Below are 14,980 nucleotides of genomic sequence, written 5' to 3'. Positions count from 1 at the left end.
AAGATGCACCGAAACCTATCTGCATCAGCAACTAACGTGGCGCTTCACCTAGGGGTTAAAGGCATCTACAGTTGAACTGCCCATAAACGGTCATTATCGCTGGAAACGATCCTTGCAGGCCTATTCCGAGAGGCATTTATTTTTCTCATGAGACCCTCTAAACCCAGCAAAATGTTTAGCCTCATGATTACGCGTTGTGGCCTATGAAGAATTTTGAGAAGAAGAAGTAAATAGCTGCTCCTATAGAGTAATCTTCAACATTATTGAGTGATGCTGAGGGAATCCGTTTTGGGCAGATAGACCTAAGCTATGAACCCTCGGCTTACTCAAGGTTAGCGGATTGAAGTGTGATCTAAGAATCTGCTTTAAAAATGTATTCTCAGCCAACACTATGCCAAACGCTAGGTGTCACTCGTTTACCAACTAGATGACGTTTTCGAAGAAGTTCTGAAAGCTCTCTGATTATAACCTCAACGATCATTACGTCTCTTATTCCGGCTTCTGTCTTACTCTGAGGGATGCTGATTCTGATGTGATCTCCTCTGTCATCAATGTCCTTCAAGTATCTCGAACAAATTTCATTGAGTCTACATCCAGTAACCCAAAGCAGTCTTACTGTGACATACATCTCGAATTGGTATTTGAGGCCACTGTTGTCAGCTATGTATTGCAGCAGCGTTTGAGCTTCATCTCTGGTGACCGGCCTCAGTTTCTTGACACGTGGGTCCTTTTTCTTTCTTTGACCTGCCACACGCCTTAGAAGAGAGCTAAATGGGTTCCGCATGTCCGGCTCAACCAAGCCCCAGTGATCTAACACACGCCAATAAGAAGCCAAGCAGGATTGGCATGATTGAAGAGAGCGGCCCGAGAGTGGCTGCCCAGTTCGTTCAGAGGGAGTTGCCTTGAGGTGCTCAATGAAACCCAGCGCTAAAGAGCGGTTAATGTCTGCAACCTGTATGTTTCCTGAGTACGCCTCAAAGGTCCTTAGGTGTTGGCGATATCTAACCTTTGTACTGTTATTTATCCCGTCCGATTCAGCTAACCACCTGTCGGCGGTATTTCTCAAAGTATTCTCCTGTTTCGGGATGTTTGGGCGAACTGCTTGAGACGGTATTTGCCCTTCGGTGATCGCTTTAAGGATTTCCTTAAGGACTTTTGGACGTCGTTTCAAGGCTTCGGCTAGGTCCTGAGTTCCCAATCCTCGGACGATCTCTCGTTTGCCAACAATGTCTTGGTATTCAGTCGGTACAGCCACCCTGAGTGCGTACCCTTTGCCTCTAAGGAACAATCCTCTGGGCAGTCCAACACGGTTTTGAGGTTTCGATTCCCTTACATTCATCCTCAAATGGTCTCCAAGTTCTCGTTACAAGACCCTGATTAAACCATTGAAAATGAAGGGAATGGTGGGTGATGAGAGACTCGAACTCCCGACATCTTCGGTGTAAACGAAGCGCTCTACCAACTGAGCTAATCACCCGTGACGCTGCATGTAGCCAAGCCTGCGGGCGGGTGCAAGAGGGTCTGAGTGATTTTCTTGAATTCTATTCTTTGGCCATCCCGTGTTGCCTTGCCCGTCTGGATATCTGAACACGGTTTAATCCTGTGCCGTTGCAAATCCGGATATGTGCGGCGTGATGATGGTCATGTCCAATGGACGCCTTGACCCTTTTGGACTTTCTGCAACGCAGCAGCACCGATCTCGGTAATTTCTCAAAGGCGCTTGCGCGGGGACTGTACCCTCCGATATTCCCGAAGGGACTGCAATTTTCCGGTCGGGAGTGTACATGACCCTAACCTTCACCCGCCGTTTCTGGATGGTGGCACTGGTCTTAGGTGTATTGGCGTTGGCACCGGTCCGAGCCGGGGCCGAGGGTGTTTTGGTTTTTGCAGCGGCGAGTCTGAAGACAGCGCTGGACGAGATTGCTGCAAGCTATGAAACGGAAACGGGGCACCGTGTCACGGTCTCTTACGCGGCCTCGTCGGTGCTAGCGCGCCAAATTCAGCAGGGCGCGCCTGCCGACGTGTTCATCTCGGCGAATCCTGATTGGATGGACATATTGGAGCAGGACGATTTGATCCGGGCGAATTCGCGGGTGGATTTGCTGGGCAATGGGCTGGTTGTGATTGGTTCGACAGGCCGAGCAAGTTGGGGAGAGATCCAACCTGGTCACGACCTAAAGGCCGAATTGAAAGGCGGATTTTTGGCGATGGCCTTGGTTGATGCCGTGCCAGCAGGTATCTACGGCAAAGCCGCGTTGCAAGGCCTGAACCAATGGGACGCATTACAGGACCATGTTGCGCAGACCGACAACGTGCGCGCAGCTCTGGCACTTGTGGCCGCAGGGGCTGCGCCCTTGGGTATTGTGTATCGATCGGACGCACAGGTGGAAACGCGGGTCAGTGTTTTGGCGACCATTCCCGACGACCTGCATCCTGAGATAATATATCCTGCGGCCGTCACATCATCTGCACAGGGTGGAGCACAAGCCTTTTTGGACCATCTGCGCAGCGCTGCGGCGTTGTCCGTTTTTCAGGAGCAGGGGTTTTCCCTGCCGGGCGGGTGATCCACGTGGACTGGTTGGGCCCTGCCGAAATTGAAGCGTTAAAGCTGTCTTTGCGCGTGTCGTTCTGGGCGACGCTGGCGACGTTGCCGTTTGGGATTTTCGTAGCCTACGCGCTGGCCCGCTGGAGGTTTCCCGGCCGGCAGGTCCTAAATGGTCTGGTGCATTTGCCGTTAATCCTGCCACCCGTTGTCACGGGCTATCTGTTATTGCTGACCTTTGGAGTTCAGGGACCTCTTGGGCGTGTTCTGGCAGAGTTCGGGATCGTTGTCGCGTTTCGCTGGACCGGGGCGGCGCTGGCTGCTGGGATCATGGCATTCCCCTTAATGGTCCGGGCCATACGGTTGTCGATCGAGGCTGTGGATCCAAAACTAGAGCAAGCCGGGGCCACGCTGGGGGCGTCGCGCCCGATGGTTTTTGTGACCGTGACTTTGCCGATGATCCTTCCTGGGGTCATAGCCGGGGCCATTCTGGCTTTTGCCAAGGCAATGGGTGAATTTGGTGCAACCATCACGTTTGTATCTAACATTCCGGGCCAGACCCAAACGCTTCCGTCAGCAGTCTATGCATTCTTGCAGGTTCCGGGCGGCGAGTCGGCTGCAACGCGGTTGGTCCTTATCTCAATCGTTATCGCGATGAGCGCCCTTCTTTTGTCAGAATACGTAGGACGGCGCGCTGCCGCACGGGTGGCCGGATCATGAGTCTTTCCGTTCGGGTGCATCATCATTTGTCGGATCTGGATCTGGATGTCAGCTTTGACGCACCGCCCGGAGTGACTGTCTTGTTCGGGCGGTCCGGGTCGGGCAAGACGACCATCGTCAATGCGGTGGCCGGGCTGCTGCGACCTCAGGCGGGTCGCGTTGCGGTCGAGGATTGGGTTCTTTTCGACACGGGTCACGGGCAATGGCTGCCGCCACACCGGCGGCGGTTAGGGTATATCTTTCAGGAAGGGCGGCTATTCCCTCATCTGACCGTACGCCAAAATCTGGCCTATGGTCGCTGGTTTGCTCCCAAAAGGGCGCAGCGGGAAGACCCCGAAAAGGTCATCGAAATGCTGGGCATTGGCCACCTGCTGGATCGCCGACCAGCCGGGTTGTCAGGGGGCGAAAAACAACGCGTTGCCATTGGGCGTGCGCTGCTGGCGAGCCCGCGTCTGATCCTTGCAGATGAACCTCTGGCCGCGTTGGACGAGGCGCGGAAAGCAGAGATTCTGCCGTATTTCGAACGTCTCAGGGATGAGGTATCTGTTCCTATTCTCTATGTAACCCACTCGGCGGCCGAGGTCGCGCGTCTGGCGACCTCGGTTGTTGCACTTCAAGACGGAAAAGCCGTGCGCCATGGGCCCGCTTCCGAGGTTTTAGCCGATCCTTCGGTTGCCCCGGCCGGGGTTCGCGCAGTTGGGGCCGTTTTGGAAGTTCAGGTCGTGCAGCATCACACTGACGGGCTGACAGAGTTGAATGCCAACGGCGCAAGATTGTTCCTGCCACGCATTGCGCATGACGTAGGGGCGCAATTGCGCATCCGCATCCCGGCGCAAGAGGTGATCTTGTCAAACCAAAAGCCCGAGGGATTGTCTGCACTGAACGTGCTCAGCGGTACGGTGGCCTCGATCCGATCGGGCGAGGGGCCTGGCGCAATTGTGTCCGTCACGACCCCTGCAGGTAGTGTTCTGGCGCGCGTCACACGTCGATCAGTGGCGGCATTAAACTTGCAGGTGGGCAGCCCATGTCACGCGATTATTAAGACGGTTGCCCTGGCTCCTCAGGATGTCGGCGGGCGTATCGCGCCGGGCCAGTAATCTCAGGTAAGCGCGCGCGCCTCATGTTCGCGCAGTATCAAACGCGCGGCGCGGCCAAACCCGGTGTGACCCGAAGCTGGCCGGTCTGGAAAGATTGCAGCCAGTTCCCGAAGCGCGTCGGAAGACAGCGTGTAAAGCGCTTCTTCCCCCAGAAACAGGCTTTCAGCTTGCAGCCCTTCTGCATTCAGAATTTCATGACGATCCAACAATATATGCAGGTACTCAATCGCCTCTACCGAGGTATCCACATAAATACCCGGCCAGTCGCATAGATGCTTTGCAGCCACCAGCGCCTCGGCGGCACCGAACAGCAGTTCCACTTTCGGGCCCTTCACCAGAATGCGGTGCTGTTGCGAAACCAGAAGATCCCGACGGGGTGAGTTCGACCCCAGACTTCCTGCTGAAATGCGCACAGGCCGCATCGCAGGCTCGGCGCATAATCGTTCGCGAGGTATCACACTGCTTTCGATCCAGCGAATGGGTTGCAGCCCGTGATCCGCGGTAGCAACCTTGTGACCTACGTCCAGCGTTTCGATGACCTTTGGACCGTCTTCGGTCTCGATCAAAGTCCCGGCTGCAAAGCACACACCTTCGATCCTGATCGTGACTGCAACCGGGTCCGGGTTGTTGGAAAACGGCAGGGTAAAGGGCCCCACTTGTGTGGTGCCAGTAACGCTGATGAAGAAGGTATCGAAAACGACTTCACCGTTGTCCAAGCTGTCAAAAAAGGTCGGGTCGACCGCATAGGTCCACTCGCCAGTGTTTGGATCAATCGAGGCAGTACCGTTGGCGGGGGGTGTTGCAATCGTCCAGGTCTGGGTCGTTGGTGTGAATGTGCCATTGTCCAGCGTCGGCTGTCCCATCGCCACATTCGGCGGGGATCCGGTCACGTTTCCGGTCAATTCGCCTGTGATTGTTACCGAGACCACTTAACCTTCGCCTTGCTGCAACACCTGTTCAAATTCTCGTTTCCGATACAGGCGCATATGGACCTCGCCCGCCTGATCCCGCGTCCATTCGACGATCCGGTTGCGTGTCATGTCGCTGTCCATCCGGTTTGTTCGCACACGTGGATGTGGGATCTCTTGTTTAAGGATATCAACAATCTGGCTTGTTTGTCCAAACGGGGCCACCAGATCGACGATCCAGAAGGAAGGACCACTGGTAAAATCGGTATCCTTCAGTGGTTTTTCCTGTACCGCATAGCGGTACTCGGCCTCGGGGCTGAGCCCGGCAAAGGTAACAAAGCCACGGGGAAAACCGTCTTGCCGGAAGATATGATACTGGCCGAGGCGAAATGGAGTTTCGAACGCATAAAGAACCTGTGCCAGATTGCGTTTTTGATGGGTCTTCGTCAGCCCGGCAAGATAGAACATCGCGCCCAGATCGGCATATTTCTCGGGCGGAAAATCAAACCAGTCTTTGGGGAAGCTCTTGCTCAACGGGACAGGCCAACTTTGCGATGTGAACCAAAACCTTAATCACAGTGTACCCTTTTCCAGCGATATGGGTAGAAGAATTTCTTAACCGCGCCCACGCCGTCCTCATCTCGAGGGTGCAGCGCTTTACTCGGGCGCTGACCTGGCTATGTTAATGAGAAGGGAGCATTTTTACGGGATGCTGGATTATGCGTTTTCTTAAGGTTTTTGCCTCAACTGCTCTGGTGTTGGCACCTGCAATTGCCGAGGCTGTCGGTTTTGGCCTGTATGTCCGCCCTCAATTTCGCACAGAGATCACGGCGCTGCCGGATGGGGTTTATGAGGTCAAGGCTGTAGGCTCGTCAGCGCCCGTGAATTACTGGTGCGGTATCGGCGACTATGCGATCCGAACTTTGGGCGTGCCGAATAATCAACGGATCTATATTTATCGTGCTTATGAACCCGGTGTCCGGACAGTTCAGTTTTCTCTGTCACCGCCACCCGGCGCGGATACCAAGCCGGGATACTCAATAACTGTTCGAAAGGTCGGTGCCAACATGTCGGCATCGTCGGCACAGAACTACTGTTACGACAACTTCATCATGGACACGTTCTGAGCGTCAGACCCATTTCGCCATCGGCGGCAGGCTCATCAGAACCGCATCCGGGTCATGCCCGGTTTCCAGCCCAAATTTTGTGCCGCGGTCGTAGACCAGGTTGTATTCCGCATACAGACCGCGATGCACGAGTTGGGTGTTCTTGTCCGCGTCTGTGAAACCCTGCAAGCGACGCTTTTCAACCAATGGCAAGAAGGCGGGCAGGAATGCACGACCGATATCCTGGGTCAGGGCAAAATCGGCCTGCCATTCCCCGGTGCAGTAGTCATCCATGAAAATCCCACCCACGCCTCGTGCACGCTTGCGATGAGGAATATAGAAATACTCGTCCGCCCAGTCTTTCAGGCGCGGATAGTGTGCGACGCCGTGCGGGTCCAGATGAGCTTTTTGGGTGGAGTGGAAATGGCGTGTGTCTTCGTCATATTCGATACAGGGGTTCAGGTCCGAGCCCCCACCAAACCACCAGGCGTGCGGCGTCCAGAACATGCGTGTGTTCATGTGCACCGCAGGGACATGGGGATTTTGCATATGGGCCACGAGACTGATCCCCGAAGCCCAGAAGCGGGGATCCTCGGTCATGCCGGGGATACCTTTGCGCGCCGCCATCGCGTGCTGTGCGCGTTCACCCAATGTGCCGTAGACGGTCGAGACATTGACGCCAACTTTCTCGAACACGCGACCGCCACGCATCACAGACATCAGCCCGCCACCTGCATCCGAGCCATCCTCAGATTGGCGCTTGGTTTCTTTGACCTCGAACCGACTGGGTTTTGCATCGGAAAACGGACCAGTGTCGTGGCTGTCTTCAAGGGCTTCGAACGCAGAGACAATATCGTCGCGCAGTTGTCGGAACCAGGCGGAGGCAGTGGATTTTTCTGTATCGAACATGTGTCTTAGTGGGCTGGGGCAGCTACGGGGTCAAGCAATGTACGCCCGCCGTCGATTGTCAGAATCTGACCTGTGATGAAACCGGCTGCGTCGGACGCCAGGAACTGCGCGGTTTCGGTCAGCTCTGTCGCCGAAGCGATGCGGGCCAGCGGCGTGTGCTTTTCAATATCGTCCCGGAAGTCCCGGTTTTCCTTGAGGGTCGATTGTAACGAAGCGCTCATGACCGAGCCCAGTGCGATCGAATTGACCCGAATACGGTTCGGAGCAAGCGCAACTGCAAGGGATCGGGTCATCTGATCCAGCGCCGCGGTCGACACGGAATAGGCCATCAGGTCGGGATGCGTCCGGCGGGCTGCGATAGAAGATAGGTTGATGATCGACCCGGCGGGGTTTTCTTCATCCCCGTCCGCCTGTTTGATCATGCGCTTGGAAACCAATTGGCTTAGCCGCAGGGCGGGCATCAGGTTCTGGTTCAGCAGAGTACGCACCGAGTCGTCATCTGGGTCCAGAGGATCAGATGGGATCACCTGCCGCGCGCCGTTGATCAGAATATCCACCTGATCAAAAGCGTCCAGTGTAGCAGAAAGCAGGTTTGCTATGGTCAGCTTTTCGCGCAAATCGCCCGCGAAATAGCGGATATTGCCGTCCTCGGCCTGACCGCCTAACTCATCGATCAGGCGCTTTTCGTCCATGTCGGCGAACATGACATTTGCCCCTGCATCAGCGAAATGGCGTCCAATAGCCAGACCGATGCCGTTGGCACCGCCCGTTACGATTGCTGTCTTGCCAGCGATGGAAAAGGACATCCGAATCCTCCTGAATTGGGGGCAGGTTAGCGAGCCTTAGCGCCGAGGGCGAGAGGCCTGAAGCACCTTGAACCGGTTGTCTCCGGCAATTTCAGTGACCTGAGCGAAATGTTCGTTCAGCGTGGCTTCGTAGGGAAGGTGGCGATTGGCGACCATCCACAGAGTTCCGTTGCGGGTCAGATTGCGTGCGGCAGCGACGATAAATCCCTGACCCAGCGCGGGGTCCGCGCTGCGCGAGGTGTGAAACGGGGGGTTCATGACGACGGTGTCGATGGGCTCGGGTGCGGTCCATTTGACTGCATCTGCCCAATAGAACTGTGCTCTTGAATCCAAGATGTTTCTGCGTGCGCAGGTCAGAGCGGCGTGATCTGCCTCGACCAGATGCAATGACTTGACGTCGTCACGTTTGAGGATGTCTGCTGACAAATATCCCCAACCTGCACCAAGGTCGGCTACACGTGCGCCAAGTTTGGAAGGCAATACATTTGACAACATAGCCGAAGCCAGATCGACTCCATCTGCCGAAAACACGCCTGGCGCGGTGTGAAAATCACCGACCTTCTGTGCCGTGGGCGCGGCCCAATCCTCAAATGCAGAGGCATCGGATTGAAGCCAAAAAACTTTGCCGTGTGCTTTCGACAGGGGGCCTTCGACTTCAACCCGCTTGCGCACATCTTTCAATATGCTGTCCACCCCATCGGTCTTGGCCCCATCGACCACGACAACCCCAGCAGCCCGTGAACACGCCCGCTGGATCATCGCGCGCGCCAGCGCCTTGGCACGTGGCAAAAACACGATGGCATCCTGACAGGGGTTTTTTGCTTCGGGCACTGTGTCAAAACCTTGCGCGGCAAAACAGTCGTGAAAGGGTTTGAACGGTTGCACCACCTGCGCACCGGGGGGAAGCGTCGAAAGGTCATGCTCTGGCACCGGGCAAATCACCGTCAAAGGCTGCGACAGCGACAGGCCGTTTTGCAAAGCGAGTTCCAGACGTGGGGACATGGGCAATTCCGGCAAAAAAAAGAGAAGGGTGCGTCAGGCGAGATGCCTTATTCTTCGCGTTCCATGGTGCATTGCAGCGGGTGTTGGTGCCTGCGGGCAAAGTCCATCACCTGGCCAACTTTGGTCTCAGCAATCTCGTGGCTGAAGACGCCGACAACGGCCACGCCCTTTTTGTGAACGGTCAGCATGATTTCAAACGCCTGAGCGTGGGTCATACCAAAGAAACGCTCTAGCACGTGCACGACAAACTCCATTGGCGTGTAATCGTCGTTCAGCAACAGCACCTTATACAAGGGCGGACGCTTGGTTTTTGGGCGCGTCTGAAGCAGGACAGACGCGTCACCGTCGTCGTCCGGGGTCTCAGACATCATCCAGGTCTTTTCCAGCATCGTGTGCAACTGTCCGATTCAGGCTTGGGGTTTATCTTGGCGCTTATATAACGTGGGGATAGCCGGTGAAAAGAGCAAGCGAACGTAAATCAGATGACGAAGAAACTGACCACAATCGGGTTTGATGCGGATGATACCCTTTGGCACAACGAACGGTTTTTTCAGCTGACACAGGCCCATTTTGCCGAATTGCTGGCTGATCACACCGACCGCGATCACCTGATGGAGCGTCTTCTGGCCGCCGAAAAACGCAACATCAGGCATTATGGATATGGGATAAAGGGGTTTGTTCTGTCGATGATCGAAACCGCCATCGAGGTGACAGAAGACCGTGTTCCGGCCTCGGTCATTCGGCAATTGATCGAAGCCGGGCAAGAGATGCTGGCGCATCCGATCGAGCTGCTGCCTCATGCGCGCGAAGCGGTCGAGAACGTGACTGACGCTTATCGCGTCATTCTCATCACCAAGGGCGATCTAATCGATCAGGAACGGAAATTGGCCCAGTCAGGGCTGGGCGATTTGTTCGACGGGGTCGAGATCGTCTCGGAAAAGACTTCGGATACCTATCGGACGATTTTTGAATCCCACGGGGATGGTCCGGCGTCTGCAATGATGGTTGGCAATTCCATGCGCTCGGATGTGGTGGCTCCGATTCAGGCCGGATGCTGGGGCGTTTACGTGCCCCACGGTCTGGAGTGGGAGGTTGAGTACGCCGAAGCCCCGGTTGAAAGCCCCCGATTCCGCGAGCTGCGCGATTTGGGTGATCTGGCTGATCTGGTGAGCAGCCTGAGGTAATGTTGCCTATTGGCCGCAGTTCTGCAAATTTCGAGCCGCGCGGCGGCAAAGCATTGCCACAATCGCGCATCTGGTGGGCCAGGGCTGGAACGTCATCAACATATAGCCTTGTGCGGGCGCATGACGAAACCGCGAAATGCGCAGCTTTCAGTTTATTTCATGGCCCGTCTGTGTTAGCTTAGTCGGTATCAAAATAATTTTGCTGACTGGGAAAACCCGGCGGCGCGAGGCAGACAGAGGCAAAGATCGTGCAGATTCGGCGGACAGTTCCGGCCCGAACGGGCTTATTCCTTATAGCGATGCTATGTGTGCTGGCGTTTGCGCCACTCAAATCCATCGCGGCACCTTATGCGGCAATGGTAATTGACGCTCGTACCGGAGAGGTTTTGCATTCGCGCAATGCTGACACGCGGTTGCATCCGGCATCGCTGACCAAGATGATGACGCTGTACATCGCGTTTGAAGCGGTGCGAAATGGCGAGATTACACTGGATACGCCTGTACGGATCACCAAGAAGGCTGCGGCCGAGCCGCCTTCCAAGTTGGGTCTACGAACGGGGCAGACGATTGCTTTCCGGTATCTGATCCGCGCGGCAGCGGTGAAATCAGCCAATGACGCGGCAACCGCTATCGGCATCGCCATCAGCGGGTCCGAAGCCGCGTTTGCGCGCCGTATGACACGCACTGCCAAGGCCATGGGCATGAGCCGTACGACTTTCAAGAACGCGCATGGTCTGACCGAGTCGGGGCATTTGTCCACCGCGCGCGACATGACCACGCTGGGACGGCATCTGCTGTACGATTATCCGCAGTATTATAACCTGTTCTCGCGTCAATCGACACATGCAGGGATCAAGACTGTACCGAATACCAACCGTCGCCTGTTGGCCGCGTACAAAGGGGCAGATGGAATCAAAACCGGGTATACACGCGCTGCGGGGTTCAACCTGGTGGCGTCGGCCAAGCGCAAAAATGAACGGATCATCGCAACCGTCTTTGGCGGAAAGTCGGGCGCATCGCGCAATGCCAAAGTTGCCGAGCTGTTGGATTTGGGTTTCCGCCGCGCCCCATCGCGAGCGCCTATCCGCAAGCCGGCGCGCCCGGCTTATGCTGGAAATGCCGGACTGGGCGTACAGGTCGCGGGTGTAAGCGGACCGCCCAAAACAAGTCTGCGCCCAGTTGTACGTCCAAGCGCGACAACGCAGGTTGCAAGTGCCGTTGCGGCGACTGCGGATCAGAACCGCGACCGGATCACAAATGGCATTGCGGCTGCCATCGCCCAAGCGGATATCGCACCGACCAATACGTCTGAACAAACACCGGGCACCCGCCCGACACAGCGCCCGACCGGTCTGGTACTGGCGTCGACCGAAACGGCCAAACAGCCCGAGCCCGAGCAGGAGGTGGTCACCCGACTTTCTTCGTCTGGCGGGCATCTGTGGGGCGTCAATGTGGGGCGTTACACCACACGATATGAGGCCGAGAAGGTGCTGCTGAAAACCGCTTTGTCAGAAATGACGACGCTAGAGGGCACGCTGCGCAAGGTGAACCAAAGCTCGCGCGGCTTCGATGCAACTTTTCAAGGCATGACCCGCGAGCAGGCCGATCTGGCGTGCCGCCGGTTACAGGCCCGCAATGTGACCTGTTTCATGATCGGACCATCATAAGGTTCGGCAAAATACTCTCCTGTTGGGTCTGGGCTGTGGTTTTCCACAGCCCTTTTTTCATGACAGCGCAGTATTAAAGGCGTGTAGGGTTATCGGACGAACTTCGTCACCTCGACGCCGCCGCCGATCAGGCTTTCCCTCACGGAACGGGCGATCTGAACCGCAGTTGGTCCGTCCCCATGCAGACAAATCGTGTCGATGGAGGTCTCTAGCCTCTTACCGCTTTCAGTGATGATAGCGCCTTCGCGGACCATGTTCAGAATGCGTGGACCAGCCACATCAGCGTCGTGGATCACGGCACCGGGCAGGCTGCGGTCCACCAAGGTGCCATCGTCGTTGTAGGCGCGGTCGGCAAAGATCTCGCCCACCCATTTACACCCAAGCTCGCGCACGGCATCTTCCTGTTTTGTCACAGCAAGCACCATGACAATAATGTCGGGGTCCACATCCAAAGCGCCCTGATAGCAGGCCCGCGCCATATCAATATCGACCGAGCACATATTGGCCAGCGCGCCGTGCAGCTTGAGGTGCCGAACTTTGGTGCCGACCGCCTTGGCCATGCCCATTGCTGCGCCCAACTGATACCGCACCAAATTGCGCAACGCATTATGGGGCACTTTCATGTTCCTACGGCCAAAGCCCTGCAGATCGGGAAAGCCGGGATGCGCACCTATGCCCACATTGTTGTCGGTCGCAAGTTGCATTGTAGCCGCCATCACATCCGGGTCGCCTGCATGAAAACCACAGGCGATGTTGGCGGAGGTGATGATTTTCAACAGGCTTTCGTCATCGCCCATCTTCCAGGGGCCAAAACTCTCCCCCATATCGGCATTCAGATCGACGCTGGGCATCGGCAATTCTCCTTAGTCGGTGGCAGAGATCACTCCGCCGATCAATTGGTAGGACAACAGGTCCGGTATGTCATGCGGGTCACGGATCAGAGGTTCGACCCGTGAGGGCAGGCGCGCAAGTTCTGACAGGAAGGCAGTGTGCAACGCGCTTGCCTCGTCCATGCTGACAAATCTGAAAAGGATTTTACCACCGGCAGGCGTTTGTGCAGCGCGCGGCATATCGCAGGGCAAAACGGTTGCAATACGAGGGTAACCCCCGGTGGTCTGGCACTCCGGCAACAGGATGAACGGATCCCCTGTGCCGGTCATTTGAATATCGCCGGGGGTGATCACCTCGGACAAAATGTTCAGCTGACCGGACGCCGCAAAACCGTCTCCGTCGCTATCCACTTGCATCCCCATCCGGTTGGCGCGCGTTCCGCGCCGGAAAGTGGTCGCGGCAAAGCGATCCAATGTCGAGCGATCAAACAGTGTGGTCTGAAAGCTTGCCACCACACGCAGTTCTCCGCCCGCGAACCGTTCATCAGGCGTCAGTTTCAACCCGGTCTGGCCTGCATCTGGTCCGCATGTCAGCTTGTCGCCCTGTTCTAACGCACGACCGATCCGCGCCGTCAGATGTGCCGAGCGCGAACCCAGAAAAACATCGGACTCTATTCCGCCACCCAGATGAAGATAGCCATAGTTGCCCTGTACGGCTGCCACAATGTTCAGTCGTTGCCCGGCAGTCAATTGATGTGACGCATTCCAGGCCACTGGGCTGCCGTCGATGCTGGTTTGCATCCGCGCACCGGTTAGTGCAATGCGCACGTCTTGCGTGACCTCAAACTCACCGCCCAGTCCGGCCATTTCGAGCGCTGCGAGGTTCGGGCTCTGCCCCAGTAAAGCAGCCCCTTCATGCAAGGCCAATATATCGGCGGCACCAGAACGCGACAAACCCTGGTCCAGATACCCGGTGCGCCCCTTATCCTGGATTGTACATGAAGGGCCGATCCGATGGACGATCAGACTCATGGTGCGATCTCCTCACAGATGGCACCACCGGTACCGTCTGTATTGGTGGCGCGGATATGCTCCAACTCTTCACGGGATACTGGCGTGAACAGCAATTCGTCACCGGGGCTCAACGGGAATGTATCGGACCTCTCCGGGCGAAAGCATCTAAAGGCGGTTTGTCCGACATGCCGCCATCCGGTTGGTGTTGGGCCGGAAAACAAGACGAATTGCGAGATCGCCAGAACCAACGCGCCCTCTGGCACCATCGGGGTCAGGTTTTGCAGTCGGGGAATATTGAATTCGGCCCCCAGTGGCCCAAGGTAGGGCTGTCCGGGCGCGAACCCTATGGTCAAAACCCTCACCCGCGACTGTCCAAGGCGTCGTATTGCCTCTTCCGGCGTTAAGCCAGCGGCAGCGGCAGCGTCGTCCAGCTGTGGCGCCAGTTCGGTTCCGTAGACTGTTGGAACGCGCCACAGCTTGCGACCTGTGGGAAGGGGTGTGTTGTACCAGTCCTTTTGGTCCAGAAGATGCTGAAGTCTTTCAAGCATTTGCTGATGAGAAATGAGCTGTGTGTCGAAACGCACAAAGGTCGAGCCCAAAGACGCTGAAGACTCTGTGACTTCATCCCATTGCAGACCGTCTACTTCGGACCGGAATGCCAGCGCTGCACAATTTGCCTTCTCTGACATGCTATCCGCAAATGTGACGAGCGCTCCGTCAAACCCAACGGTTCTGACCAAAGGAAACTGAACGTGACGGGCCATACTGATCCTGCGTGTGACAACAAAGTACGGGAACCAGACCCCATCCAAAAGAGATGTGCAAGACAGGTCTTGAGGGGTATGGCGGTAGACGAACGAGGTTTGGGTAAGGTCAAAAGATCAGGGTTAGTTTGGCTGTTCTTCGATTCTTACTCGTCAGCTGGCTCGGGATTTGGTGAAATCCTCGAGTCGGATCGTGGGCTCGAGTCGCTCCGACTTGTGCCTGCGCTCTGTTGGCGCTCTAGATGTAGTGGCGGTGTGGTTTGGCCGAGGCTTTCGAAGAAAGGGTTTGTTAACGTGTATAGCTTTTCAGCTCTGATTTGACGGCATGTTGAGTGCATTAAGTATTTGAATTTAAATAATTTTAAGGCGTGCATCAAAAAACTTTTGATTTTTTGTTTTTTTGGGTTGCGGGTTTTGGGAGTAAACCTTAG

General features: G+C 56.0%; 16 protein-coding genes and 1 tRNA gene. 6 read left to right on the top strand and 11 right to left on the bottom strand.

Annotated features, from left to right (window positions below; genetic code table 11):
- Nucleotides 1-379: 379 nt before the first annotated feature.
- Both GOV91_RS22860 and GOV91_RS06275 read right to left on the bottom strand, forming a co-directional pair.
- Nucleotides 380-1,339: a DUF6538 domain-containing protein gene (locus GOV91_RS22860; RefSeq protein ID WP_371732283.1), complete on the bottom strand. Its 960-nt coding sequence runs from the start codon at nt 1,337-1,339 to the stop codon at nt 380-382.
- Between the two features lie 62 nt (nt 1,340-1,401).
- A tRNA-Val gene (locus GOV91_RS06275) sits at nt 1,402-1,477 on the bottom strand.
- A gap of 307 nt (nt 1,478-1,784) precedes the next feature.
- Between GOV91_RS06275 and modA the strand changes: the two genes are divergently transcribed.
- Genes modA through modC form a run of 3 tightly spaced genes read left to right on the top strand, consistent with a single transcriptional unit; the run spans nt 1,785 to nt 4,359 of the window.
- Nucleotides 1,785-2,564 (top strand): molybdate ABC transporter substrate-binding protein, encoded by a 780-nt coding sequence (gene modA / locus GOV91_RS06270; RefSeq protein WP_254440607.1) that lies wholly within the window; start codon nt 1,785-1,787, stop codon nt 2,562-2,564.
- A 5-nt stretch (nt 2,565-2,569) separates the two neighbouring features.
- Nucleotides 2,570-3,262, top strand: a complete 693-nt coding sequence (modB, locus tag GOV91_RS06265; RefSeq protein WP_171179394.1) for a molybdate ABC transporter permease subunit — start codon at nt 2,570-2,572, stop codon at nt 3,260-3,262.
- Nucleotides 3,259-4,359, top strand: a complete 1,101-nt coding sequence (modC, locus tag GOV91_RS06260; RefSeq protein WP_171179396.1) for a molybdenum ABC transporter ATP-binding protein — start codon at nt 3,259-3,261, stop codon at nt 4,357-4,359. The genes modB and modC overlap by 4 nt, the downstream gene beginning before the upstream one ends.
- A gap of 2 nt (nt 4,360-4,361) precedes the next feature.
- Here the strand turns inward: modC and GOV91_RS06255 are convergent, their stop codons facing one another.
- Together GOV91_RS06255 and GOV91_RS06250 are read right to left on the bottom strand one after the other, a co-directional pair.
- Nucleotides 4,362-5,288, bottom strand: coding sequence for a Hint domain-containing protein (locus GOV91_RS06255; protein WP_348540169.1), 927 nt, complete (start codon nt 5,286-5,288; stop codon nt 4,362-4,364).
- A complete protein-coding gene (locus GOV91_RS06250) occupies nt 5,289-5,801 on the bottom strand; it encodes a toxin-activating lysine-acyltransferase (protein WP_171179397.1) in 513 nt (170 codons plus the stop codon).
- A 185-nt stretch (nt 5,802-5,986) separates the two neighbouring features.
- Here GOV91_RS06250 and GOV91_RS06245 point away from each other — a divergent pair, with 185 nt between their 5' ends.
- The gene (locus GOV91_RS06245) at nt 5,987-6,394 is read left to right on the top strand and encodes a hypothetical protein (RefSeq protein ID WP_171234852.1); all 408 of its coding nucleotides are present in this window, start codon (nt 5,987-5,989) and stop codon (nt 6,392-6,394) included.
- 3 nt (nt 6,395-6,397) lie between these two features.
- Here the strand turns inward: GOV91_RS06245 and hemF are convergent, their stop codons facing one another.
- The 4 genes from hemF to clpS are packed head-to-tail and all read right to left on the bottom strand — an operon-like array spanning nt 6,398 to nt 9,479.
- Nucleotides 6,398-7,282, bottom strand: a complete 885-nt coding sequence (gene hemF, locus GOV91_RS06240; RefSeq protein WP_171234851.1) for an oxygen-dependent coproporphyrinogen oxidase — start codon at nt 7,280-7,282, stop codon at nt 6,398-6,400.
- Nucleotides 7,283-7,287: 5 nt separating this feature from the next.
- Nucleotides 7,288-8,088 (bottom strand): SDR family NAD(P)-dependent oxidoreductase, encoded by an 801-nt coding sequence (locus GOV91_RS06235; protein ID WP_171234850.1) that lies wholly within the window; start codon nt 8,086-8,088, stop codon nt 7,288-7,290.
- A 36-nt stretch (nt 8,089-8,124) separates the two neighbouring features.
- On the bottom strand, nt 8,125-9,090 hold the full coding sequence (locus GOV91_RS06230; RefSeq protein ID WP_171234849.1) for a class I SAM-dependent methyltransferase: 966 nt from the start codon (nt 9,088-9,090) through the stop codon (nt 8,125-8,127).
- 47 nt (nt 9,091-9,137) lie between these two features.
- Complete coding sequence (gene clpS, locus GOV91_RS06225; RefSeq protein ID WP_171179408.1) at nt 9,138-9,479, bottom strand: ATP-dependent Clp protease adapter ClpS; 342 nt, start codon at nt 9,477-9,479, stop codon at nt 9,138-9,140.
- A gap of 93 nt (nt 9,480-9,572) precedes the next feature.
- Between clpS and GOV91_RS06220 the strand changes: the two genes are divergently transcribed.
- Both GOV91_RS06220 and GOV91_RS06215 read left to right on the top strand, forming a co-directional pair.
- On the top strand, nt 9,573-10,274 hold the full coding sequence (locus GOV91_RS06220) for an HAD family hydrolase (protein ID WP_171234848.1): 702 nt from the start codon (nt 9,573-9,575) through the stop codon (nt 10,272-10,274).
- A gap of 299 nt (nt 10,275-10,573) precedes the next feature.
- Nucleotides 10,574-11,941 (top strand): D-alanyl-D-alanine carboxypeptidase family protein, encoded by a 1,368-nt coding sequence (locus GOV91_RS06215; protein ID WP_171179459.1) that lies wholly within the window; start codon nt 10,574-10,576, stop codon nt 11,939-11,941.
- Nucleotides 11,942-12,030: 89 nt separating this feature from the next.
- On the opposite strand, the gene GOV91_RS06210 is transcribed toward GOV91_RS06215, so the two are convergent.
- From GOV91_RS06210 to GOV91_RS06200, 3 genes are read right to left on the bottom strand one after another with little or no spacing between them, the layout of a single operon-like run.
- Complete coding sequence (locus GOV91_RS06210) at nt 12,031-12,792, bottom strand: LamB/YcsF family protein (protein ID WP_171179412.1); 762 nt, start codon at nt 12,790-12,792, stop codon at nt 12,031-12,033.
- A gap of 12 nt (nt 12,793-12,804) precedes the next feature.
- Entirely contained in the window at nt 12,805-13,803 is a 999-nt protein-coding gene (locus GOV91_RS06205; RefSeq protein WP_171234847.1) for a biotin-dependent carboxyltransferase family protein, read from the bottom strand.
- Nucleotides 13,800-14,549, bottom strand: coding sequence for an allophanate hydrolase subunit 1 (locus GOV91_RS06200; RefSeq protein WP_171234846.1), 750 nt, complete (start codon nt 14,547-14,549; stop codon nt 13,800-13,802). The genes GOV91_RS06205 and GOV91_RS06200 overlap by 4 nt, the downstream gene beginning before the upstream one ends.
- Nucleotides 14,550-14,980: the final 431 nt, after the last annotated feature.

Origin of the sequence: Ruegeria sp. HKCCA6837 (assembly GCF_013034475.1) — a bacterium.
In the GTDB taxonomy this organism is placed as follows: Bacteria; Pseudomonadota; Alphaproteobacteria; order Rhodobacterales; family Rhodobacteraceae; genus Ruegeria.
Note: the sequence above shows the minus strand (reverse complement) of the source record. Positions and strands in the feature narration are given on the sequence as shown.